Origin of the sequence: Herbiconiux sp. 11R-BC (genome assembly GCF_049472555.1) — a bacterium.
Classification (GTDB): Bacteria; Actinomycetota; Actinomycetes; order Actinomycetales; family Microbacteriaceae; genus Herbiconiux.
The window spans coordinates 152,652-173,829 of the sequence record NZ_JBCEBO010000001.1 but is presented as its reverse complement, the minus strand read 5'-3'; the positions used below and the strand labels follow the sequence as shown (position 1 = coordinate 173,829).

Sequence of the window (21,178 nt, the reverse complement as noted above, 5' to 3'; positions counted from 1 at the left end):
CCATGACCGACATTCCCGTTCCGGCCCCCGCCCCGCAGTCTGCTGCGGCCCCGGTGGCCCCCGGCCAGCCGGCCCCTCCCGCGATGCAGCTCACCGGGCTCGTGAAGCGCTTCGGCGACAAGCTCGCCGTCGACCAGTTGAGCCTCACCGTTCCCGTCGGCTCGTTCTACGGGCTCGTGGGCCCGAACGGCGCGGGCAAGACCACCACGCTCTCGATGGCCACCGGTCTGCTGCGGCCGGATGCGGGCCAGTCGCTCATCCACGGCGTCGACATGTGGCAGGAGCCGCTCAAGGCGAAGGCGCTCGTGGGCAATCTCTCCGATGGCGTGAAGCTCTTCGACCGCCTCACCGGCGAGCAGCTGGTGACCTACAACGGTCTGCTCTTCGGCCTGGACCGCGACGAGGTGGCGCAGCGCGTGTCCGACCTGCTCACGCTGCTCGACCTCGAGCAGGCGGCCGGCACCCTGGTGGTGGACTACTCGGCCGGCATGACCAAGAAGATCGCTCTGGCCTGCGCCCTCGTGCATGCCCCGCGCCTGCTCGTGCTCGACGAGCCGTTCGAGTCCGTCGACCCCGTGTCGGCGGCGAACATCCGCGACATCCTCACCGGCTACGTGCAGAACGGCGGCACGGTGATCGTGTCGAGCCACGTGATGGACCTGGTGCAGCGCATGTGCGACCACGTCGCCGTCGTGGCGAACGGCCGCGTGCTGGTGGCCGGCACCGTCGACGAGGTGCGCGGCGCCTCGACCCTCGAAGACCGCTTCGTCGAGCTCGTCGGCGGCCGCACCCACGCAGAGGGGCCGGAATGGTTGCGACGCTCGTAAAGCTGCGCTTCCTGGTGCTCCGCAACTCGCTGAAGCGGAGCGTCTGGCAGCTGGTGGCCGTGATCATCGGCGGACTCTACGGTCTCGGCGTGCTCGGATTCGCCGTGATCGGGCTCGTGGCGCTGCGGTTCACGCCGGTCGAGCTCGCCTCGACCATCCTCGTTCTGGCCGGCTCGGCCCTCATCCTGGGCTGGATCGTGCTGCCGCTCGTGACCTTCGGCATCGAGCAGACCCTCGACCCGGCGCGGCTCATGGTGTTCCCGCTGCCGATGGGCAAGCTGCTCGTGGGGCTCACGGTGGCGGGCATCCTCGGGGTTCCCGGCATCGTCACCTCCATCGCCGCGCTCGCCACGGTCGCCACCTGGAGCGTCGACGTGCTCACGGCGATCGGCGCGTTCGTGGGGGCGGTGCTCGGGGTGCTCATCTGCGTGATCGGGTCGCGCACGATGGCCGCGCTCAGCACGAGCCTGCAGTCGCGGCGACGCTTCCGCGAGCTCAGCGGCATCCTGATCTTCATTCCGCTGATCCTGCTCGGGCCGCTCATCGCGGGGCTTGCTCAGGGCATCCGGAATTCGTCGGATGCGCTGCCCGGCCTTGCGCGCTCGCTGAGCTGGTCGCCGCTCGGCGCCCCGTGGTCGATCCCGGCCGACCTCGCGATCGGCGACTACGGGCCGGCCGTGCTGAAGCTCCTGATCGCGCTCGCCACTCTGACCGTGCTCGTTCTGGTGTGGCGCCGGAGCCTCGCGCTCGCGCTCGTGACGCCCAAGGCATCCGGCGGCCACCGCGTGGCCCGCGGCAAGACCGGCCTGTTCGGGGTGCTTCCGGCCACGCCGGCGGGCGCCATCGCCGCGCGCTGCCTCACCTACTGGCGGCGCGACCCGCGCTACGCGCGGCAGCTCATCATCGTGCCGCTCGTGCCGGTGCTGCTGTGGTTCTACTCGAACAACCTGCACTCCTTCGCGCTGTTCAACGCCACCGGGCCGATCGTGGCATTCCTGCTCGCGCTGGCCATCTACACCGACATCTCCTACGACGGAACGGCGTTCGCCACGCACATCGCCGACGGCGTGCGCGGGCGCGACGACCGCGTCGGGCGGGTGGCGGCGCTCGCCGTGATCGCGGTGCCGCTGGTGCTGCTGCTCACGATCGCCTCGGTCTGGCTGAGCGGGTCGTGGAACCTGCTGCCGATGCTGCTCGGGCTCTCGGCGGCGGCGCTGCTGGCGGGCTTCGGGGTGTCGAGCGTGTCGTCGGCACGGGTCGTGGTGCCGGTTCCAGCGGCGGGCGACAACCCGTTCCGTTCGGCGCCCGGTGCGGGCTTCACCACTATGCTGAGCGGTTTCGCCATCTGGGGCGTCTCGCTGCTGCTGGTGATCCCGGCGGTCGCCGTGGGCGTGCTGAGCCTGTTGTTCGACTCGGCGCTGCTCGGCTGGCTGACGCTGCTGGTGGGTGTCGGGCTCGGCGCGGTGTTCCTGGTGGCGGGCGTGCGGATGGGCGGGGCCGAGCTCGACCGGCGGGCGCCCGAGCTGCTCGTGCGTCTCAAGTCGCAGCGCGGCGCTGCGTAGCGTGCCCTCGATCCGCCGAACCGTCGAAACGACGTACAAACCCGGAAGGATGGACGTGATTTCGACGGCTCGGCACCATGGCAGAGCTCAGAGCTTGGCGAGGCGGGCGCGGGCTCCGAGGTAGACGCCGTAGGCGATGAGGCCGATGCCGACGGCCACGAGCACCACGATGCCGAATGGGAGCGAGGCGAGGGCCTTGAGGGCGCCGTCGAGCCCGGATGCCTTCTGCGGGTCGGCCGTGAGTGCCGCGACCACGAAGAGGACGCCCACGACCGCCAGCGCGATGCCCTTGGCGATGTAGCCCACCATGCCCAGCACGGTGACGGCCCGCCCGGCGGTGCCGGCGGGCACCCGGATCTGCTTGCGGAAGGTGCGCCGCACCCCGATCACCACGAAGCCGATGCCGCCGCCGAGCACCGCCAGGCCGAGCGCCACCAGCAGGAAGACGCCGCCCGGGGTGCTCAGCAGATTCGCGCTGAGGGTCTTGCTGGAGTCGGAGGAGTTCGACGAGCCGCCCAGCGCGAACACGAGCGCCGTGGCGCCGATGGCGAGATAGACGACGCCCTTGCCCGCCTCGCTCGCCCGTCGGCCCCACTTCTTCTTCGCATCCGGATCGCTGACGACGAACGCCTGCACGAGTTGCCACACCCCCAGGGCGAAGAGGCCGACCACGGCGGCCCAGAGAACGAAGAGGCCGCCGGGCGTCGCCGCGAGCTGCTTGAGGGCGCCCGACTGGTCGGCCTCGCCGCCTCCCGAGCCACTCGCGCCACCCACGGCGACGCCGATGGCGAGGGCGCCGATCAGCACGTGGATGAGGCCGTTCACGGCGAAGCCGCTGCGGGCGACTCCGCGGAAGACACGGCTCTGCGAGACGTCTCGGGCCGCGCGTTTCGGGTTCGGGGTCATCGTTTCAGCGTGGCACGGCTGCGGCGAGCCCGCACAGAAGCCCCTGTGGAGAAGTCATGACGAGTCCACAGGCCCGTTCCCCGGCCCCGCCGCCCCGTAGAATCGACGGGTCATGAGCGCAACTTCCCCGCATCCGTTCTCCACCGCATCCGGCACCGAGGTGCGCGTGCGGTTCTGCCCCTCGCCCACCGGAACCCCGCACGTGGGCCTCGTGCGCACGGCCCTGTTCAACTGGGCCTATGCGCGTCACACCGGCGGCAAGATGATCTTCCGCATCGAAGACACGGATGCGAACCGCGACTCCGAGGAGAGCTACGAGCAGATCGTCGACGCCCTCACCTGGCTCGGCCTGAACTGGGACGAGGGCGTCGGTGTCGGCGGCCCGCACGCCCCCTACCGGCAGTCGGAGCGCTACGACATCTACCGCGGCGTCATCGCGCAGCTGATCGAGTCGGGGCACGTCTACGAGAGCTACTCGAACGCCGAGGAGATCGACGCGCGCAACGAGGCCTCCGGCCGCGCGAAGCAGCTCGGCTACGACAACTTCGACCGCGACCTGACCGAAGAGCAGCGCGCGGCCTTCCGCGCCGAGGGGCGCGAGCCCGCGCTCCGCCTGCGCGTTCCCGACACCGACCTCTCGTTCGACGACCTGGTGCGCGGCGAGATCACCTTCCCGGCCGGTTCGTTCACCGACTTCGTGGTGGTGCGGCCCAACGGGCATCCGCTCTACACGCTCGTGAACCCCGTCGACGACGCCCTGATGGGCATCACGCACGTGCTGCGCGGCGAAGACCTGCTCTCGTCGACCCCGCGGCAGATCGCGCTGTATCACGCGCTCATCGACATCGGCGTCACCACCTTCGTGCCGCGCTTCGGCCACTTGCCCTACGTGATGGGCGAGGGCAACAAGAAGCTCTCGAAGCGCGACCCGGAGTCGAACCTGTTCCACCACCGCGACCGCGGGTTCATTCCTGAGGGGCTCGTGAACTACCTGGCCCTGCTCGGCTGGTCGCTCGCGCCCGACCGCGACGTGTTCTCGCTCGACGAGATGATCGCGGCCTTCGATGTCGAAGACGTGCTGCCGAACCCGGCGCGCTTCGACCTGAAGAAGGCCGAGTCGATCGACGGCGACCACATCCGTCTGCTCGAGCCCGCCGATTTCGCGGGGCGGCTGATGCCGTACCTCGTGGCGGCCGGCGTCGTGACCGCGCCGCTGTCGCCGTCGCAGGAGGAGCTGCTCGCCGCCGTCGCGCCGCTGGTGCAGACCCGTATGGCGCTGCTGGGCGAGGCGCCCGAATTGCTCGGCTCCTTCTTCTTGGCCGCCGCCGAGCTCGAATACGCTCCGGATGCGCTGGCCACCCTCCCCGACAACACCGGGCTCGTGCTCGCGGCGGCCATCGGTGCGCTCGAGGAGGTTCCGCTGTCGGAGTGGGCGGCGGAGGGCATCCAGTCGGCCCTCGCCGATGCGCTCATCGAGGGGCTCGCCCTGAAGCCGCGCGTGGCCTACGGGCCGCTGCGTGTGGCGCTGTCGGGGCGGCGCATCTCGCCGCCGCTGTTCGAATCGATGGAGATCCTCGGCAAAGAGGAGACGATCGCGCGGCTGGACCGCCTCGTGAACGAGCGATGAAGGGCCGGGGCGAGGGCGGCGCGCCGGCGACCGAGGTTTCGGCTGCCGCCGCTGCGGCTGCGGCTGCGGCTGCGGCGATCGTGCCCGACCGGGAGGTGAGCGCGCCGACCGGTGACCGCTACGACGTGATCGTGATCGGCGGGGGACCGGCCGGGCTCTCCGCGGGCCTCAACCTCGTGCGCGCCCGGCGGCGCGTGCTGATCCTCGACAGCAACCGGCCGCGGCACTCGGCCACGCTGGTGTCGCACGGCTTCCTCACGCGGGACGGCGTCTCGCCGCTCGAGCTACGGGCGCTCGGGCGCGAGGAGTTCGCGGCCTACCCGACGGCGGAGTTCCATCAGGGGCTCGTGGAATCGCTCGAACCCGCACCGGCGGTGTCGGGCTTCGTCGTGAACGCGCGCGGTGTGCGCGGCTCGGCCGACCGGGTCGTGACCGCCCCCGTCGTGGTGCTCGCGAACGGTCTCACCGAGACCCTTCCCGCGCTCCCGAGCATGCGCGCCTACTACGGCACGAGTCTGCACAGCTGCATCGAGTGCGACCTCTTCGAGAAGAGCGGGGCGCCGCTCGCGCTCATCGGCACCACGTCCGACCTCGCCGAGCGGGCGCTGCTCGTCTCGCAGGTCACCGACGACCTCATCGTCTTCACCCACGGCTCGGAGGCGGTCACCCCCGCCGAGGAGGCCGCGCTCGCCGCGCGTGGAATCGCCGTCGAGCGCCGCCCGATCGCCGACCTGGTGGGCGACCGTTCGGGCCTCACGGGCGTCGCGCTCGAAGACGGCGCCGTCGTCGCCCGCACCGGAGGCTTCGTGCGCCCGCTCTGGTCGGTGCCGCTGGGCTACGCCTCGGGGCTCCATCTCGAGGTCGACACCGACGGCTACGTGGTGGTCGACGACCGCGGCGCCACCTCGGTGCCCGGCGTCTTCGCCGCCGGCGACATCACGCCGCCCGGCCCGCAGCAGCTCGTGGTCGCCGCCGGCGCCGGCGCCCGCGTGGCCGCGGCGGTGACCCGCCACCTGCTCGGCCCGCTCTAGCCCCGCCCCGCTGCGCTGCCGCGCGGGGGGCGCCGCGCCCCCGCCCCGCGGTGCCGCCGCGCCCCCGCCCCGCGGAAACGACGGAGCTCACGCGCGCCGACGGACCCTGCCTCCGTCGTTTCGGTGCCTGAGCCGCGCACTCCGTCGTTTCGGGGCGCGAGCTGCCAGTTCCGTTGTGGGTTTGCGTGAGCCGCCGGTTCCGTCGTCGCGGGGCGTGAGGGGTGCTGCTCCGCTGTGCGCCCGCAGAAACGACGGAGCTCACGCGCGCCGACGGACCCTGCCTCCGTCGTTTTCGTGTGTCCGGCGCGAACTCCGTCGTTTCGGGGCGGGAGCCGCCAGCTCTGTTGTGGGTTTGCGTGAGCCGCCGGTTCCGTCGTTGCGGGGCGTGAGGGGTGCTGCTCCGCTGTGCCCACGCAGAAACGACGGAGCTCACGCGCGCCGACGGACCCTGCCTCCGTCGTATCCGTGTGTCCGCCGCGAACTCCGTCGTTTCGGGGGGGGGGGGCGACCGGATGCCGACGCCGCACGCTCAGGCTTCGGCGCGCATCCGGCGGATCCAGTCGCGGCGGCCGGCCAGGTAGGGCTCGAGGTCGTGCACGCGGGTGAAGGCCACATCTTCGAAGGGCACGTCGCGCGCCTGCACCGCGAGGGTGCGGTCGCCGAGCATGGTCGCCGCCCACCACAGCGGACCGCGCACCCACACCTCGAAGGGCTCGTGCCGGTCGTCGACGCGCAGATCCACGATGCGGTCGGGCAGCCGATCGGTCGGAGGCACCCGCACGAACGGCACCGAACCGCGGTTCGCCAGCGTCACCGCGCGGCGGCGCAAGCGCTCCACCACTTCGCGGCTGTCGCCCTCACGCCAGTGCACGTGCACGGCGAAGGGGTCGGCGACGGGCGGCGGGGGAACCGGCTCACCGTCGTCGCCGCCGCTCCCTCCCGATCCGCTGTCCGAGCTCGCGCCCCCTCTGTCGCCGGTGCCCCGCGCGCCGTCTAGACCGCGCGCCCCACTCTGACTGGTCGAACCACCCGAGCCATTTCCGCCGTCGATCCGGCGGGCGCCATCCCGACCGCCGGCGTCGCCCGCGTCACCAGGACCGCCCGCGTGATCTGGACCGTCCGTTCCGCCTGAGCCGTCCGTTCGGCCTGGACCGCCCGTTCCGCCTGAGCCGTCCGTTCGGCCTGGACCGTCCGTTCCGCCTGAGCCGTCCGTTCGGCCTGGACCGCCCGTTCCGCCTGAGCCGCCCGCGCCGCCGGTCCCGTTCGCACTGCCCGTGCTGCTCGCTCCGCCCGTCCCGCTCGCGCCACCAGCGCTGTGCGTGCCGCCCGTCCCGCGCGTGCCGCCCGTCCCGCGCGTGCCATTTGCTCCGCCCGTGCCATCCGCACCGGAGCCACCGCGGCCTGCCCAGGAGTCGGGCCGCGCCCGAAGCAGTTCCGCGTGTGAGGCCGGGTCGCCGGACGGCTCGGGCTCGCCGAGCGAGATCACCTCCGGCATCGCGCGTGCGTACGACAGGCCCCGCGCCTGCCCCCCGTAGTCCCACTCCGTGACCATCGCGAAACCCGGCCAGCGCGCGAGCCCGAACGCCCCCACCGGCTCGAAAGTCGCCCGCAGGCGCGCATCCGTCTCATCCACACGCGACCAGAACTCGTCGGGTGAGAGTCGGCGACCGAACTGCATGGTCCCAGCCTGCCATCTCCTGCGCTGTCCAGCCGAACCGCAGGGATGCCGCGCCCCCGCGGAGTAGGGTCGGCGCCATGGCCCACGCTGACCTCTTCAACCTGCAGAGCACCATCGAAGGCGCGGGGGTCTGGGGGCTCCTCGTGGTCTGCGCGATCGTGTTCGCCGAGACGGGGCTGCTGATCGGCTTCTTCCTGCCGGGCGACACCCTGCTGTTCTTCACCGGGCTGCTCACCTTCACCGGTGTGATTCCGCTGCCGCTGCCGGTCGTCATCCTCGCCGTGTTCGTCGCCGCCTTCCTCGGCGACCAGGTGGGGTTCCTCATCGGCCGCCGCGCCGGCCCCGCCATCTTCGAGAAGCGCGACTCGGGTTTCTTCAGCCGCAAGAACGTCGAACGCACGCAGGCCTTCTTCGAGCGCTTCGGCGGCTGGGCGGTGACGATCGCGCGCTTCGTCGGCGTGGTGCGCACCTTCGCGCCCGTGGCGGCGGGCGTGGGCAAGATGAAGTACTCGCACTTCGCGGGGTACAACGCGCTCGGGGCTCTGCTGTGGAGCGGGGCGATCATCGGGCTCGGGTTCGCACTGGGCAACATCCCGGCGGTGGCGGAGGTGGTGCAGCAGTACATGGAGTGGGTGCTGATCGGGATCGTGGTGCTGACGGTGGGGTCGGCGGTGGTGGCTTACGTGCGGCAGCGGCGGGCGGCTGCTCGGGAGAAGGGGTCGGATGCTGCGGAGAGGGATGCTGCGGAGGCGCGGGGGGCGGATGCTGCGGAGGGGGATGCTTCGGAGGGCTCGGAGGGCTCGGAGGCTCGGGAGCGGTGAGGTGGTGGCGGTCTCGGTTTCCGGCTTCGGTTGGGCTTCGCCCAAAGGCGCCGGAAACCGAAACCGCCACCACCTCACCTGGTCGGTGGGTGCGGGCCGTTCCGTCGGTGGGGTGGGGTTGGGTGGGGATGGCTGGTCAGAGCAGGCGGAGCTTTTTGACGAGGGAGTCGATGGTGGGGCGGGGGCCGACGAGGCTGAGGGCGAGGGGAGCGAGCGCGTCGGGGGCGGTCGCGGCCAGCGCGGCGAGGTAGTCGTCGTAGACGCGGGTGGTCTGGGCGGAGAGGGGCATGTCGGCGAGCCAGACGTCGGCGGCGGCGAGGGCCTTCGCGCGGGTGTTGGCCAGGCGCTCGGCGGTGGCTCCTAGGAGGGTGCAGCCGGCCCACGGGAGGCCGGGATGCGCGTGCTCGGCCGCATCCGCTCCGCTCGGGCCGAGGAGGCCCTCGATGGCCTGGCCGGTGGCGGCGGCGACGCAGGCGACGGCGTTGGCCGCTCGCCCCGCGGGCAGCTCGGAGTCGACCACGATGACCCACTTGAGACGGGCCGCGCGCGTATCGGCGCCGGTGTCGATCTCGTCGGGCGAGTAGCCGGGCCGCGCGTCGGGCGAGGGCTCGGTGTCGAGCCCGGGTTCAGTTGCGTGCGAGGTGCTTTCGTTCATCATTTCGTCTCGAGCCTACGCACGCATCCGACTGCACTACAATCGACCCGTACTTAATCCGGCCAACGAGATGAATGGGCGATGCTCGACGAACTAGATACGGCCATCCTGCGGGAACTGCAGACGGATGCGCGGCGCACGAACCGCGACATCGCGGCGGCCGTGGGCGTCTCGCCCACCACTGCGCTCGACCGCACGCGGGCGCTGCGCGAGCGGGGCGTCATCCGCGGCGCGACCCTCGACGTCGACCTGCCCGCGATCGGCCGGCCGGTGCAGGCGCTCATCGCCGTGCGCATCCGGCCGCCGTCGCGCCGCAACATCGAGGGCTTCCGCAACTGGGTGGCGGCCCTGCCCGACACGCTCGGCGTGTTCGTGACCTCCGGCAACGAGGACTTCCTGGTGCACGTGGCCGTGCCCGACAACGACAGTCTCTACGCCTTCGTGATCGACCGGCTCACCGAGCGCCCCGAAGTCGCCGACGTGCGCACCTCGGTGGTCTACGAGCACCTGCGCAACACCCGCATCGCGCCCGCTTGAGCGGTGCGGGACTGGCGCCGGAGCGGTGAGGGAGCGTCAGACCGGCGGCTGGGGGTCGTACTGGATGCCGCGGCGCACCTCGATCGCGCGCTCGCGGCCGGCCAGGCGGTCGACGAGGTGCAGGGCCATGTCGATTCCGGCCGAGACCCCCGCCGAGGTGATGACGTCGCCGTCGTCGACGAAACGGGCCTCGCGGTCGACGCGGATGCTCGGATCGAGCTCGCCGAGGTAGTCGAGCGACTCCCAGTGGGTCGTCGCGGGCCGCCCGGCGAGGATGCCGGCCGCGGCATAGACGAGGGCGCCCGTGCAGACGCTCGCGAGCAGCGGCACGGTCTCGCGCTGGCTACGCAGCCACTCGAGCTCGGCCGGGTCGGCGAGGCGGGGCCGGGTGCCCTGCCCGCCGGGGTAGATGAGCACCTCGAGCGGGGGAGCGTCGGCCACCGTGGTGTCGGGCAGCAGGCGCAGGCCCTTCGCGGCGGTGACGGATGCGAGCTCGGCGGCGAGCATCCGCACCTCGTAGCCGTCTTCGGGGTGGGTGAGCGTCCAGTAGGAGAGAACCTCCCACGGGCCCACGGCGTCGAGCTCCTCGACGTTCTCGAAGAGCAGGATGCCGATCGTCTTCACTGTCATGCTGCCACGCTACGGGCGAGCGGATGCCGCGAGCCACCGCATTCCGGCCAGATCCCCGCGACTTGCCGCCACAAGCGCCCGGGCCGCCCCGTGTGTACGATCTGGGCATGATCGACGATCGGCTCCGCGGCATCCCTCTCGGTTCCGTCGATGTCACCGCGCCCGTGGTGCTCGACCCGTTCGCCGGGGTCGAGCCGCGCGACCCGGCGCTCGCCGACTACCGGGTGATCGCGAACAACCGGCAGCCGGTGGCTCTGCGGGACATCATGATCCAGCCCGTGCGCACGGGCTACATCGGCGCCGACCGGGTGAAGCCCGATCCGGCGCTCATCCCGCCGTCGGGAGCCGAGGCGGTGCCGGAGGTCGAGGTCGAGGTCGTGTACCTGCCCGTTCGTGACGGAGTGGCCCGGTGCCAGGTCTACCGGCCGGCGGGGGCCGACCCGCAGGAGCGCCTCCCGGTCGTGCTGTACTTCCACGGCGGGGGATTCACCGTGGGATCGAGCGAGGACACCGACTATCTCGCCCGTCGCATCGCCCGCGACGCCGGGGTGCTCGTGGTGTCGGCGAACTACCGGCTCGCTCCGGAGCATCCGTTTCCGACGCCTTTGGACGATGCGATGGACGTGTATCGCTGGCTCCGGGGCGACGGGGGAGCAGGCGACGGCGGCGACAGCGCCGACGGCGACGACGGCGCCGGGGAGCCTCGCGCCGGTGCCGCCCGGCTCGGCGGGGACCCTGCGTTCGTGGCGGTCGCCGGCGACTCGGCCGGATCGAACTTCGCCGCCGCGCTCCCGGTGCGGGCGCGCGACGAGGGTGTGCGGATGCCGGATGCGGTGCTGCTGCTGGGCGCGTTCGTCGACTTCCGCGCCGAGCGCTGGGCGTCGTTCCAGGCTCTCGCCCCGCGGGGCATCGTCTACGACAGTGCGTTCTTCGGCTTCATCCGTGGTGCCTACCTGACGGCCACCGACTGGGCGCATCCCTGGGCCAGCCCCATCGAGGCCGCCCTCGACGACTACCCGCCCACGTTCCTCACGTCGGGCACCCACGACCCGATCGTCGACTCGGCCCGGGAGTTCGCCCGCCGGCTCGAGCGGGCCGGCCGGCCGGTCTCGGCCTACTTCCCCGAAGGACTGCCGCACGGGTACTACTTCTTCCCCGGCATCCACCCCGCCGAGGAGCTCGAGGCCTTCGCGCGCGCCGCGGAGACCCTGCGGAGCGCGTTCGCCGCCCCGGGGCCATGAACCCGGTGCGATGAACCTGGAGCGATGAATGCGGTGCGCTGAACGGCGGTGCGCCGCGACGCTAGGGTGAAGGCGTGGTGCACAAGGCGGTCGACTCCTTCCTGCCGGTTCTGCCCGGCGGAGCCATTCCGCGCGGTGCCGGCTCGGACGTCGTGTTCGACGCCCTCGTGGGGGCGCTGATCTCGGGCGAGCTCGGACCCGGGATGACGCTCCACGACGCCTCGATCGCCGAGCACCTCGGCCTGTCACGGACGCCGGTGCGCGAGGCCATCCAGCGCCTGCGCGTGCTCGGCGTGGTCGAGGCCTCGCCGAGCCGGCACACCCGGGTGGTCGACGTGCCGCCGGAGCGCACCCGCGAGGCGCTGCTCACCTGGGCCGGGCTGTTCCAGGTGCTCTGCGAAGAGCTCGTTCCGCTCCGCGACCCGGCGACGGCCGAGGCGCTGGCCCGGGCGCACGGGGCGTTCCTCGCCGCGCGGGCGGCGGCCGACGACGTCGGCATGGCGCAGGCGAACTTCGCGTTCTACGCCGCGCCGCTGCCGCGCTCGCAGAACGCCGTGCTGCTCGACGCCATCCGTCGCGTGGTGTTCATCATCCGGCTCGGCGGACTCACCCTGCCGGCGCGGATCGACGTCGACGTGGTGGAGCAGGCCCAGCGCGATCTGGTGCGGGCGTTCGAGGGCGGTGACGTGGCGCTCGCCGCGTCGGCCTGCCGCTCGCTGCGCGAGCTCGAGATCCCCCAGAACACACCGGAACAGATGCCCGCAAGGGGTTGACTCGGGCGGAGGCCGCACCAATATACTGGTGCGGCCTCGTTCCCTGCGACTGGAGTCATCGATGATCCGTCCGAGTTCTCGCACCACTGTGTTCGCTTCGGCCGCCGCGGCCGGTGCCCTGCTGGCGGTGAGCCTCGCAGCACCCTCGTCGGCGTCGGCCGCCGTGCCTGAGTCGGCGCCGCAGGCGGCGAGCGTCTGCTCTTTCGACTCAGGCGTGTGCCAGGTCGACGGCAGTCCCGGTTCGCCGCAGTCGGTGACGATCCCGGCGGGCGTCGACCGCATCACGGCGGTGGTGATCGGCGGGGCGGGCGGCGCGAGCAGCCTGGGCACGCCCGGCGGGCAGGGCGGCCTGACCGTCGCCACCTTCCCCGTCGCGACGGGCGACGTGCTGAACATCGTGATCGGCGCGGCCGCGAACGGCGAAACGGCCGGCGTGGGATACACCCCGGGCGGATCCGGCGGCGGCTCCTCGCTGACGCCCGGCTTCATGCCCACGGGAGGAGGCGGAGGCGGATCGACCGCCGTCGTCGATCTGGGCTCGGGTGAGGTGATGGCGGTCGCCGGCGGTGGTGGCGGCGGCGGTGGCGACCAGCTCGGCGGAGGCGGGAGCGGCCAGGGCGGCGACGGCGGCAACCCGGCGTCGTCGGGTCAGAACGGCGGCGGGACCGGCACCGCGTCGCAGGGCGCCCCCGGCGGCCAGGGCGGCGGGGCGTCGAGTGCCGCCGGCGAGAACCGCGAGGCTTTCCTCGACCTGCCCACCTCGGGCGCGGGCGGCGGAGGATACGCGGGCGACGGCACCTCGGGTGGCGGCTCGAGCGGCAGCGTGGGAACCCCTGACGGCACGAACGACTACCCGGGCGCCGGTGGCGGAGGCGGCGGCAGCTCCTACGTCTCCTCCTCGGTGGTCACCTGGCGGTTCCTGGCCTCCGGCCCCTGGAACACCGCCGGCGACGGCACGGTTCTGCTCTACACCTCCTCGGCATCGATCTACACCTGCACCGGTGGGGTGCAGCACTACGACTTCGTGCATCCGGCCACCGGAGCCTTCGTGATCGCGGGTGGCGGAAGTGGAGGTTCGACCGAGGACGGCGGCCAGGGCGGCGGCGGCGCCCTGGTGACCGGTCAGTTCGGCTACTCGGGCAGCAGCCTCGACGTGCAGGTCGGATGCGCGGGCGGCGGTGACGTGACGAGCGGCTACGGCTTCGCCTCGGGCGGCGAGGGAGGCCACACCCATTCGGAGGTCACACGCGCCGGAGCGGGTGGCGGCGGTTCGTCGGGCGTGCTGATCCCCGGTCAGGGCGTGCCCACCGTCGGCGCCGGTGGTGGCGGCGGAGCAGGCGGCGGCATCTTCGACGCCATCTGCAATTGCTCCGGCGGCAACGGCGGCGTGGGTATCGGCGCTCCGGTCGTGGGCGGTGTCGGTGCGGCCGGCGACGGCGGCCCGGGCGGTGGCCTCACCGGAGGTGACGGTGGCCAGGGCGGCTTCGCGAACGGCGCCACGGGAGACTCCGGTGAATCGGGCACCGCGGTCGACGCGCCGGGCGGCGGTGGTGGCGGCGGCGTCGAGAACGGCGGCAGCTTCGGCCGGCGCAGCGGCGTCAGCTCGGCGGGCGGCGGCGGGGGAGCGGGCTCGTCGCTCTCGACCGCGACCTTCGTCTCGGGCGGCAGCCTCGACCAGGCCGTGTTCACCGACGGCATCGTGATCATCGTTCCGGTCTCGCCTCCGCTCGCCGACCCCGGCCTCGCGCCCGAGGAGCCGTCGACGGCGGTGGCGGCGGCCTCGACCCCCGCGGCGCGACTGGCCGACACGGGCGTGAGTGCGGCATCCGGAGACGGGCCCGTGGCTGTGGGTCTGGCGGCGGTGCTGCTGGCGGCGCTCGGCGTGCTTCTCACAGTGATGCGGCGTGCCGGCCGGCGGACGGCGCTGCGCCGCTGATGCTGGGGTTCGTGGCGGCGTTCCTGCCCTGGATCGTCTACTGGATCCTGGTCGGCAACAGCACCTACCTGATCGCCGTCGCGGTCGCGTTCGGCGTCGCGGTGGTGCTCCAGCTGGTGCAACTCGCCCGGCATCGCCGCATCGGTTCGCTCGAGTACGGCGGGCTGGCGTTCTTCGCGCTCTCGTTCGTGTCGGCTTTCGTCGTGGACGACGCGGTGATCGAGCAGTGGCTGCAGCCGTTGAGCAACGGCGCTCTGTTCCTCATCGCGCTCGTCGGGGTGCTGATCGGGCGCCCCTTCGTGCGCGACGCGGCGCGGGACAGCGTGGATGCGGCGACGGCTGCGAGCGACGGCTTCCGCTACGTCACCACGGCAATGACCTGGATGTGGGTGGCCGTGTTCGCGCTGATGACCGTCTCCTCGCTCATTCCGCCGCTCGTCGACGGCGCGGCGACCATCCGCGACGCGGCGGGCACGCTCTCGATCGTCTGCTACTGGGTGATTCCGTTCGCCCTGTTCGGCATCGCGGGCACGGTTTCGGCCGTGTTCCCGGGGTGGTTCGACGGGGCGACGAAGCGGCTGGACGCGCGGCAGGCGGCACTCGCCGGTGCCGGTGCCGGAGCCGGTGCCGGCGCAGAGGGAGGCACCGCGCTCGTGGTGGCCGACTCGGCCGCTCCGACCGGTCCGTCGGATCCGGACGAGCACGCCGAGCTCCACACGGCCGTCGCCATCCACGCCCCCGCCGAGACGCTCTACACCGACCCGCTGCCCGTCACGATCACCGGCCTCGTGCCCGGCAGCCGTATGACCGTGCGCGCCCGCACGCGCGACCTGCTCGGCCGGCGCTGGGCGGCATCCGCCGACTATGTCGTGCCCGAGAGTGGCATCCTCGACCTCGACACCGCCGTACCGGTCGCGGGCGACTGGTCGGGCGCCGGCTGGCCGGATGCCGGTGGGCGCGCCCTGATCGGCGCCCTGCGGTTCGCCGAGCTCGACCGCGTTCCCGAGCTCTTCCTCCCGCCGGCCGAGCCGCTGGCCCTGACGATCGAGGTGGGGCAGGACTCGCTGCCCGCGCTGGCGCGCCGCACGATCCGGCGCTCGCCGGCGCCCGCCGACCCGGGCGTACTGGTCACGGAGGTCGACGTCGACGGCCGCGCGGGCATCCTGGCTCTTCCCGTCGGTGCGCCGCCTGAGCGAGGCCACCCGGCGGTGGCGTGCTTCGGCGGCAGCGAGGGCGGTGTCGACTCGCTGCGGCTGGCGGCCTCCGTGCTCGCCGGTGCGGGCTACGCGGCGCTGGTGACGGCCTGGACCGACACCGACGAACGGGGAGGAGCGACGATCTCGGGCATCCCGCTCGAGCGCTTCGGAGCGGCCCTCGCCTGGCTGCGCGGCCACGCCGCCGTGGATGCGCGGCGCACGGCGGCTCTCGGCATCTCGCGTGGCGCCGAGGGGCTGCTGGCCGCGCTCGCCGGCGGATTCGCGGGTGCGGACGCGGTCGTGGCGCTGAGCCCGAGCTCGGTGCGCTGGCAGGCGGTGGGTGAGGACGGCGAGGAGGCGGGTGCCGGATCGTGGACGGGCGGCGGCGAGACCCTCGCCTGGCTGCCCCTGCGTGCGGGCGAGCTGGTGCCCCAGCTCGTGCGCAACGGCTGGAGCCTGTCGCGCGCAACGGCGCACGCGGAGCCCACGCTGCTGCGGCTGCGTCCCGCTTACGCGGGCGGGCTCCGGCACGCGGGAGCGGAGGCGCGCGTCGCTGCCACCATCGACGCCACCGCGATCGCCGCGCCGGTGCTCTTCGCGGGCGGCTCCGACGACGCCGTCTGGCCGGGTGCCGAGATGGCGGCGGAGCTCGCGTCGGTGCGCTCTCGCGCCGACGACGTGCTGCTGACGTTCCCGGGAGCCGGTCACCTGCTGCGTTTCGGCGTGCAGCCGACGGATGCGCTCTGGACCGGGGGCATCGCCCTCGGCGGCACCCGAAGCGGTCACGCGGCGGCCGAGACCGTCTTGTCGGCCGAGGTGCTGCGGTTTCTTGATCGTGCGCTCGGGCGGTGAGGGGCCCGACGTTCCCGGGAGGCCCGCTCGTTTTGGGAATCGGCCACCGGGTAGGCTAAAGTAAACAGTCGGCCCGGGCTTCGGTGCGGGCCAGTGGGGTATGGTGTAATTGGCAACACGGCTGATTCTGGTTCAGTTGTTCTTGGTTCGAGTCCAGGTACCCCAGCTTGAAACTCCTTTGATTCCGCGGGAATCAGAGGAGTTTTGTGTTTCGAGATACCCGGCAAATCGAGTACGGGGTCCTCAACCCCGTCCGGAGGGGTCTCGCCGCAACGCAGCATCGAGGAATGGCGGCAAGCCCACGCCGGCCCACCCTTGCGACGCGCCGGCCGCAACGTCCGCTACCTGCGCCCCGAAGTCCTCGCCTGTTCCAGGACCTGGTGCGACATGGCTGGAACCCGGCCAGATCGGCGCGACCCAGATCCGAACACTGGCCAGCGGACGGGTCCAAGCGACGGCCAGGATGCGCGACGACCTCGGCGAACCGCGCCGCCTGAAAGGCACCGGCAACACCAACCATCGCGGACGCCTGCGACGAGTTCCTGTACGAGAGGGAGCAGTCGGAAACAGTCGAGGACACCACGATGGAGTCCTACCGGTCGACGGTCAAACACATCGTCGTCCCGGCATGCGGAAACCTGCCGGCCGGCAGGGGAGACCGAGCTACGCGGTGAGGTGCGCGCCACCGTCAGACTCAATGACGGTGCCCGTGATGTTGGGGTTGGTAGACAAAAGGACCAGGACCTGGGCGACGTCATCCGCAGTGGCGATTCTCTTGGTCGGCAGCCCGGCGGCGATCTGGTCGAACAGGCCTTCGCGATCACCGTCGGGGATCATGTTCCACCACGGGGTATCGACGTAGCCGGGCGAGACGGCGTTGACTCGGATGGGTGCGAGCTCGGCGGCGAGGGGCGCGACGAGTGCTTCGATTGCAGCGTTCAGAGCGCCGATACCGGCGGTACCAGGCATGCCGGCCCGGGCGGTGATCGCACCCACCAAGGTGACCGACCCGGACTGGGAGAGATGGGGGACGGCGGCCTTCACCACGGTGAGGGTGGGCCAGAACTTCTCGTCAAACGCGGTGCGCAGTACGGCAAGGTCGAGATCCGCGAGTGGCCCGGCACCTTTGTTGCCGCTCAACGTCACGATCAACCGGTCGACCGTGCCCAGCTCAGCGAGGAGAGCGGAGACCGCGCCGGCACCGTTCGCGTCCAGGACATGCACCTCGAGAGCCGGGTGCGTCGCCTTGACGCCAGAGAGCGTGTCCGCGTTGCGGCCCGCGATGTGGACGGTGTCTCCGAGCGCGGCGAGCCGCACGGCGGTGGCCAAGCCGATTCCGGAGCTACCACCGATGATGAGAGTTGTGGACATGAGCCGACTCCTTTCGCGAGACGTTGCGGTTCGCATTAACGATAACAGAAAAACGACCCGTTGCGTCTCGCTTTTGTTAGACTGGCTGAATGACAAACACTGAGCCGACGCGTCGCGGGCCCAAACGCAGCGAGGAATCGCGACTGGCGATCCTCACATCCGCGTTCGAACTGCTTCAGGAAGTCGGCTATCGCGGGCTGACCATCGAAGGGATCGCAGCTCGCGCCGGCGTCGGCAAGCAGACCGTCTACCGGTGGTGGCCCACCAAAGCCGACGTTCTCCTCGAAGCCGGTGCCGTGAAGGCCGATCTCCGGGTCTCGATCGCAGATCACGGTTCCTACCGGAGCGACCTGGAACAGTTCCTCCGCGATTCGTTCACGCTTCTCGAATTCCCCGGACTCACGGGGCTGCTGCGAAGCCTGATGGCGGAAGCGCAGATCGATCCCGACTTCGCTACCCGCTTCCGCGACGGCTTTCTCAACCGACGGCGCAACGCCCTCATAGAGATTCTCGACCGCGCCACCCGTCGCGGCGACGCACCCATCCACCTGACTACAGAACTGATGGCCGACGTCGTGTTCGGCGTCATCTGGTACCGACTCCTCGCAACCGAGCGCCCCCTCAACACCCACGACGTCCCGCCGCTCCTGCATCTGCTGACCTCCGGCCCGGCCACCGAAAGAGACTCGCGTGCCTGATACCACCATCGTTATCACCGGCGCCACCGACGGGCTCGGGCGCGCCCTGGCCACCCATCTGGCGGCCGATCCGAGCATCCGGCTGATACTCCATGGGCGAAGCCGACACCGACTCGACGCCCTGCGCGCTGAATTCACGGCCTTGCCCGCACGGATCGACACTGTTCTCGCCGACCTCAGCGAACTCGCTCAGGTTCGCGGCCTCGCTGAGCAGATATCCTCCCTCACCGATCACATCAGCGTGCTCGTCAACAACGCCGGCATCGGAGCCGGAGAACCCGACGGCACCACCCGCCAGCTCACCATCGACGGCAACGAACTGCGCTTCGCCGTCAACTACCTGGCACCCTTCGCCCTCACCCAACGACTCCTGCCACTCCTCGACGCCGGTGCCCCCGCCCGAATCGTCAACGTCGCCTCGATCGGACAGTCACCGATCGACTTCGACGACCTCACCCTCCGCCACGGCTACAGCGGGCAACGCGCCTACGGCCAGTCGAAGCTCGCGATCGTGACCTACAGCCTCACGCTCGCGCAAGCCCTCGACCCTTCACGGGTGACCGTCAACAGCCTCCACCCCGCCACCTACATGCCAACCAAAATGGTCCTCGACTCCGTCGGCTACAGCATCGACAGCCTCGAATCCGGCCTGATCGCAACACTCCGACTCGTCACCGATCCCACCCTCGCCGGAATCAGCGGCCGCTTCTACGACGGCACCACCCCAACGCGAGCCCACGCGAACGCCCACCGCGCCGACATCCAGAGACGCCTCTGGGAGATCAGCGAACAACTCACCGACTGACCCGCCTCAGTAGGAGTGAATGCTCGACCTCGGGGAAGCCGACTCGGCTCGCGGCGCGGAGTCCTTGGCTCTGCTCGTCCCTGTCTGGCGGGTGCGCTCGGGTCCACCGGACCGGCGGTGATAGGTCACCGGGTGGCGGCACCGGCGAGGATGATGTCGATCCCGGCGAGGAACTCGGCGCGGTCGTCGTGCGTGCGCAGCGGCTCGGCCATCGTGCGCGTGAAATCGTAGGCCGAGGCATCCAGCCCCGCCCAATCGTCGGCCAGTTCATCGAGGACGTTCTGGCGATCGACCACCCCGCCGGGAAGCCGTGAATTGGTCGCGTTCTGGCCCGCGGCCCCGATGATGTACATCAGCAGGGTGGATGTCGTCGTGAACTGAGCCGGCTCGTCCACACCGAGCAGCCGCACCTGCCGGCCGATCCGCTCGAAGATCTCGAGCATGGTGGACTGCCAGGGCGGTCGCGCCAGCTGGGCGCCGATCCACGGGTGGTCGTCGATCGCGTCGAACAGCCCCAGGGCGATCGAGTGGATCGTGTCGGCCGCTGCTTCCGAATCCGGGTCGGCATCGCCCACCGCACGCTCGACGAGCGTCGCTGTGGCGACCCTCAGCAGCTCGCCTTTGTTCGCGACGTGCCACTGGATGGCGCCGTGACCGGTTCCGAGGCGGCTCGCCAGGGCGCGGAACGTGAGCCCGGCCTCGCCCTCCGTGTCGAGCAGGCCGATCGCGGCTTCGACGATGCGGTCGCGGGTGAGTGCTCCTTCGCGTCGTTCCGTGGTGCGCGGGTTCGTGGTCATGCCCCCATCTTGACACACCCTGGTACGGCGTGCCAGAGTTACTGGTACGTCGTACCAGACGCTTGGTGGACCTGAGGGCCCTGCTCACGAAAGGAATTCAGATGACCATCCCGGTCACGATCATCGGCGCCGGTCTCGGCGGACTCACCCTGGCGCGGGTCCTGCACGTCCACGGCGTCCCCGCCACGATCTACGAGGCCGAACCTTCGGCCGAGGCCCGCACGCAGGGCGGTCAGCTCGACATCCACGAATACAACGGGCAGCTCGCGCTCGAGGCCGCCGGTCTCACCGCCGAGTTCCGCTCCATCATCCATCTCGGCGGCGAAGCCTCCCGCGTGCTCGATCAGCAGGCCGGGGTGCTGCTCGACGAGCCCGACGACGGATCGGGCGGGCGGCCCGAGGTGCTCCGCGGGGATCTGCGCCGCATCCTGCTCGATTCGCTGCCCGAGGGGATCATCCGCTGGAACCACAAGGTCGTCGACGTGCGCTCGCTGGGGGAGGGACGCCACGAAGTGACCTTCGCCGACGGCTCGAGCGTCACCACCGAGCTGCTCGTGGGAGCGGATGGCGCGTGGTCGAAGCTCCGGCCGCTGCTGAGCGATGCCGTTCCCAGGTACGTCGGCACCTCGTTCATCGAGACGAACCTGCTCGACGCCGACGTTCGCCACCCGGCCAGTGCCGCCGCCGTGGGCGACGGGGCGATGTCGGTGCTGGCGCCGGGCAAGGGCATCATGGCGCACCGCGAGCCGGGCGACGTGCTGCACACCTACGTGGCGCTCACGAAGCCACAGGAGTGGATCGCCGAGATCGACTTCTCCGATGCCGCCGCCGCGACCGCGCGCGTGGCCGCCGAGTTCGAGGGCTGGGCTCCCGCGCTGCTGGAGCTGATCACCGACGGTGACACGCCTCCCGTTCCCCGCGCCATCCACGCCCTGCCGGTGGGCCACCGGTGGGAGCGGGTGGCGGGCGTCACCCTGATCGGCGACGCGGCACACCTCATGTCGCCGTTCGCCGGCGAGGGCGCCAACCTGGCCATGTTCGACGGCGCCGAGCTCGGCAAGGCGATCGTGGCGCATCCGGACGATGTCGAGGGCGCGCTCACCGCCTACGAGGCCGAGCTCTTCACCCGCAGCGAGGAGTTCGCGGCGGAGTCGGCCACCAATCACGAACGGTTCTTCGCCGACGACGCCCCGCAGGGTCTGCTCGACCTCTATGCCGGCGCACCCGCCGAGTGA

General features: G+C 71.5%; 19 protein-coding genes and 1 tRNA gene. 14 read left to right on the top strand and 6 right to left on the bottom strand.

Features of this window, described 5'->3' with window-relative positions:
- The first annotated feature begins 83 nt into the window (after window positions 1-83).
- Together VD659_RS00780 and VD659_RS00775 are read left to right on the top strand one after the other, a co-directional pair.
- Window positions 84-827, top strand: a complete 744-nt coding sequence (locus tag VD659_RS00780) for an ABC transporter ATP-binding protein (RefSeq protein ID WP_423260031.1) — start codon at window positions 84-86, stop codon at window positions 825-827.
- A complete protein-coding gene (locus tag VD659_RS00775; RefSeq protein WP_423259196.1) occupies window positions 809-2,389 on the top strand; it encodes a transporter in 1,581 nt (526 codons plus the stop codon). Before VD659_RS00780 ends, VD659_RS00775 begins: the two co-directional genes overlap by 19 nt.
- A gap of 87 nt (window positions 2,390-2,476) precedes the next feature.
- Here VD659_RS00775 and VD659_RS00770 read toward each other — a convergent pair whose 3' ends face one another.
- Window positions 2,477-3,295 carry a DUF1206 domain-containing protein gene (locus tag VD659_RS00770; protein WP_423259195.1) on the bottom strand — a complete coding sequence of 273 codons (819 nt, stop codon included), beginning with the start codon at window positions 3,293-3,295 and terminating at the stop codon, window positions 2,477-2,479.
- A 112-nt stretch (window positions 3,296-3,407) separates the two neighbouring features.
- Here VD659_RS00770 and gltX point away from each other — a divergent pair, with 112 nt between their 5' ends.
- Window positions 3,408-4,922 (top strand): glutamate--tRNA ligase, encoded by a 1,515-nt coding sequence (gene gltX, locus VD659_RS00765; protein WP_423259194.1) that lies wholly within the window; start codon window positions 3,408-3,410, stop codon window positions 4,920-4,922.
- Complete coding sequence (locus tag VD659_RS00760) at window positions 4,919-5,953, top strand: NAD(P)/FAD-dependent oxidoreductase (protein WP_423259193.1); 1,035 nt, start codon at window positions 4,919-4,921, stop codon at window positions 5,951-5,953. Before gltX ends, VD659_RS00760 begins: the two co-directional genes overlap by 4 nt.
- 529 nt (window positions 5,954-6,482) lie before the next feature.
- Here the strand turns inward: VD659_RS00760 and VD659_RS00755 are convergent.
- Window positions 6,483-6,830, bottom strand: coding sequence for a hypothetical protein (locus VD659_RS00755; protein ID WP_423259192.1), 348 nt, complete (start codon window positions 6,828-6,830; stop codon window positions 6,483-6,485).
- Window positions 6,831-7,708: 878 nt separating this feature from the next.
- On the opposite strand from VD659_RS00755, the gene VD659_RS00750 reads away from it, so the two are divergent.
- On the top strand, window positions 7,709-8,452 hold the full coding sequence (locus tag VD659_RS00750) for a DedA family protein (RefSeq protein WP_423259191.1): 744 nt from the start codon (window positions 7,709-7,711) through the stop codon (window positions 8,450-8,452).
- A gap of 136 nt (window positions 8,453-8,588) precedes the next feature.
- Here the strand turns inward: VD659_RS00750 and VD659_RS00745 are convergent, their stop codons facing one another.
- Entirely contained in the window at window positions 8,589-9,110 is a 522-nt protein-coding gene (locus VD659_RS00745; protein WP_423259190.1) for a DUF2000 domain-containing protein, read from the bottom strand.
- Between the two features lie 78 nt (window positions 9,111-9,188).
- On the opposite strand from VD659_RS00745, the gene VD659_RS00740 reads away from it, so the two are divergent.
- Window positions 9,189-9,644: an Lrp/AsnC family transcriptional regulator gene (locus tag VD659_RS00740; RefSeq protein ID WP_423259189.1), complete on the top strand. Its 456-nt coding sequence runs from the start codon at window positions 9,189-9,191 to the stop codon at window positions 9,642-9,644.
- Window positions 9,645-9,680: 36 nt separating this feature from the next.
- Here VD659_RS00740 and VD659_RS00735 read toward each other — a convergent pair whose 3' ends face one another.
- A complete protein-coding gene (locus VD659_RS00735; protein WP_423259188.1) occupies window positions 9,681-10,274 on the bottom strand; it encodes a DJ-1/PfpI family protein in 594 nt (197 codons plus the stop codon).
- A 107-nt stretch (window positions 10,275-10,381) separates the two neighbouring features.
- Between VD659_RS00735 and VD659_RS00730 the strand changes: the two genes are divergently transcribed.
- The 5 genes from VD659_RS00730 (at window position 10,382) to VD659_RS00710 (ending at window position 16,438) form a co-directional block, all read left to right on the top strand.
- Window positions 10,382-11,515 carry an alpha/beta hydrolase gene (locus VD659_RS00730; RefSeq protein ID WP_423259187.1) on the top strand — a complete coding sequence of 378 codons (1,134 nt, stop codon included), beginning with the start codon at window positions 10,382-10,384 and terminating at the stop codon, window positions 11,513-11,515.
- Window positions 11,516-11,589: 74 nt separating this feature from the next.
- Window positions 11,590-12,288 carry a GntR family transcriptional regulator gene (locus VD659_RS00725; RefSeq protein ID WP_423259186.1) on the top strand — a complete coding sequence of 233 codons (699 nt, stop codon included), beginning with the start codon at window positions 11,590-11,592 and terminating at the stop codon, window positions 12,286-12,288.
- A gap of 61 nt (window positions 12,289-12,349) precedes the next feature.
- Window positions 12,350-14,224: a hypothetical protein gene (locus VD659_RS00720; protein WP_423259185.1), complete on the top strand. Its 1,875-nt coding sequence runs from the start codon at window positions 12,350-12,352 to the stop codon at window positions 14,222-14,224.
- Window positions 14,224-16,272, top strand: a complete 2,049-nt coding sequence (locus tag VD659_RS00715) for an acyl-CoA thioester hydrolase/BAAT C-terminal domain-containing protein (protein WP_423259184.1) — start codon at window positions 14,224-14,226, stop codon at window positions 16,270-16,272. Before VD659_RS00720 ends, VD659_RS00715 begins: the two co-directional genes overlap by 1 nt.
- A gap of 94 nt (window positions 16,273-16,366) precedes the next feature.
- Window positions 16,367-16,438: transfer RNA gene (locus VD659_RS00710), tRNA-Gln, on the top strand.
- A gap of 497 nt (window positions 16,439-16,935) precedes the next feature.
- On the opposite strand, the gene VD659_RS00705 is transcribed toward VD659_RS00710, so the two are convergent.
- On the bottom strand, window positions 16,936-17,643 hold the full coding sequence (locus VD659_RS00705) for an SDR family oxidoreductase (RefSeq protein ID WP_423259183.1): 708 nt from the start codon (window positions 17,641-17,643) through the stop codon (window positions 16,936-16,938).
- Window positions 17,644-17,732: 89 nt separating this feature from the next.
- Between VD659_RS00705 and VD659_RS00700 the strand changes: the two genes are divergently transcribed.
- Window positions 17,733-18,341: a TetR/AcrR family transcriptional regulator gene (locus VD659_RS00700; RefSeq protein WP_423259182.1), complete on the top strand. Its 609-nt coding sequence runs from the start codon at window positions 17,733-17,735 to the stop codon at window positions 18,339-18,341.
- The gene (locus tag VD659_RS00695) at window positions 18,334-19,146 is read left to right on the top strand and encodes an SDR family NAD(P)-dependent oxidoreductase (RefSeq protein WP_423259181.1); all 813 of its coding nucleotides are present in this window, start codon (window positions 18,334-18,336) and stop codon (window positions 19,144-19,146) included. The genes VD659_RS00700 and VD659_RS00695 overlap by 8 nt, the downstream gene beginning before the upstream one ends.
- A 125-nt stretch (window positions 19,147-19,271) precedes the next feature.
- Here VD659_RS00695 and VD659_RS00690 read toward each other — a convergent pair whose 3' ends face one another.
- The gene (locus VD659_RS00690; protein WP_423259180.1) at window positions 19,272-19,943 is read right to left on the bottom strand and encodes a TetR/AcrR family transcriptional regulator; all 672 of its coding nucleotides are present in this window, start codon (window positions 19,941-19,943) and stop codon (window positions 19,272-19,274) included.
- A 101-nt stretch (window positions 19,944-20,044) separates the two neighbouring features.
- On the opposite strand from VD659_RS00690, the gene VD659_RS00685 reads away from it, so the two are divergent.
- Window positions 20,045-21,178, top strand: a complete 1,134-nt coding sequence (locus tag VD659_RS00685) for an FAD-dependent oxidoreductase (protein WP_423259179.1) — start codon at window positions 20,045-20,047, stop codon at window positions 21,176-21,178.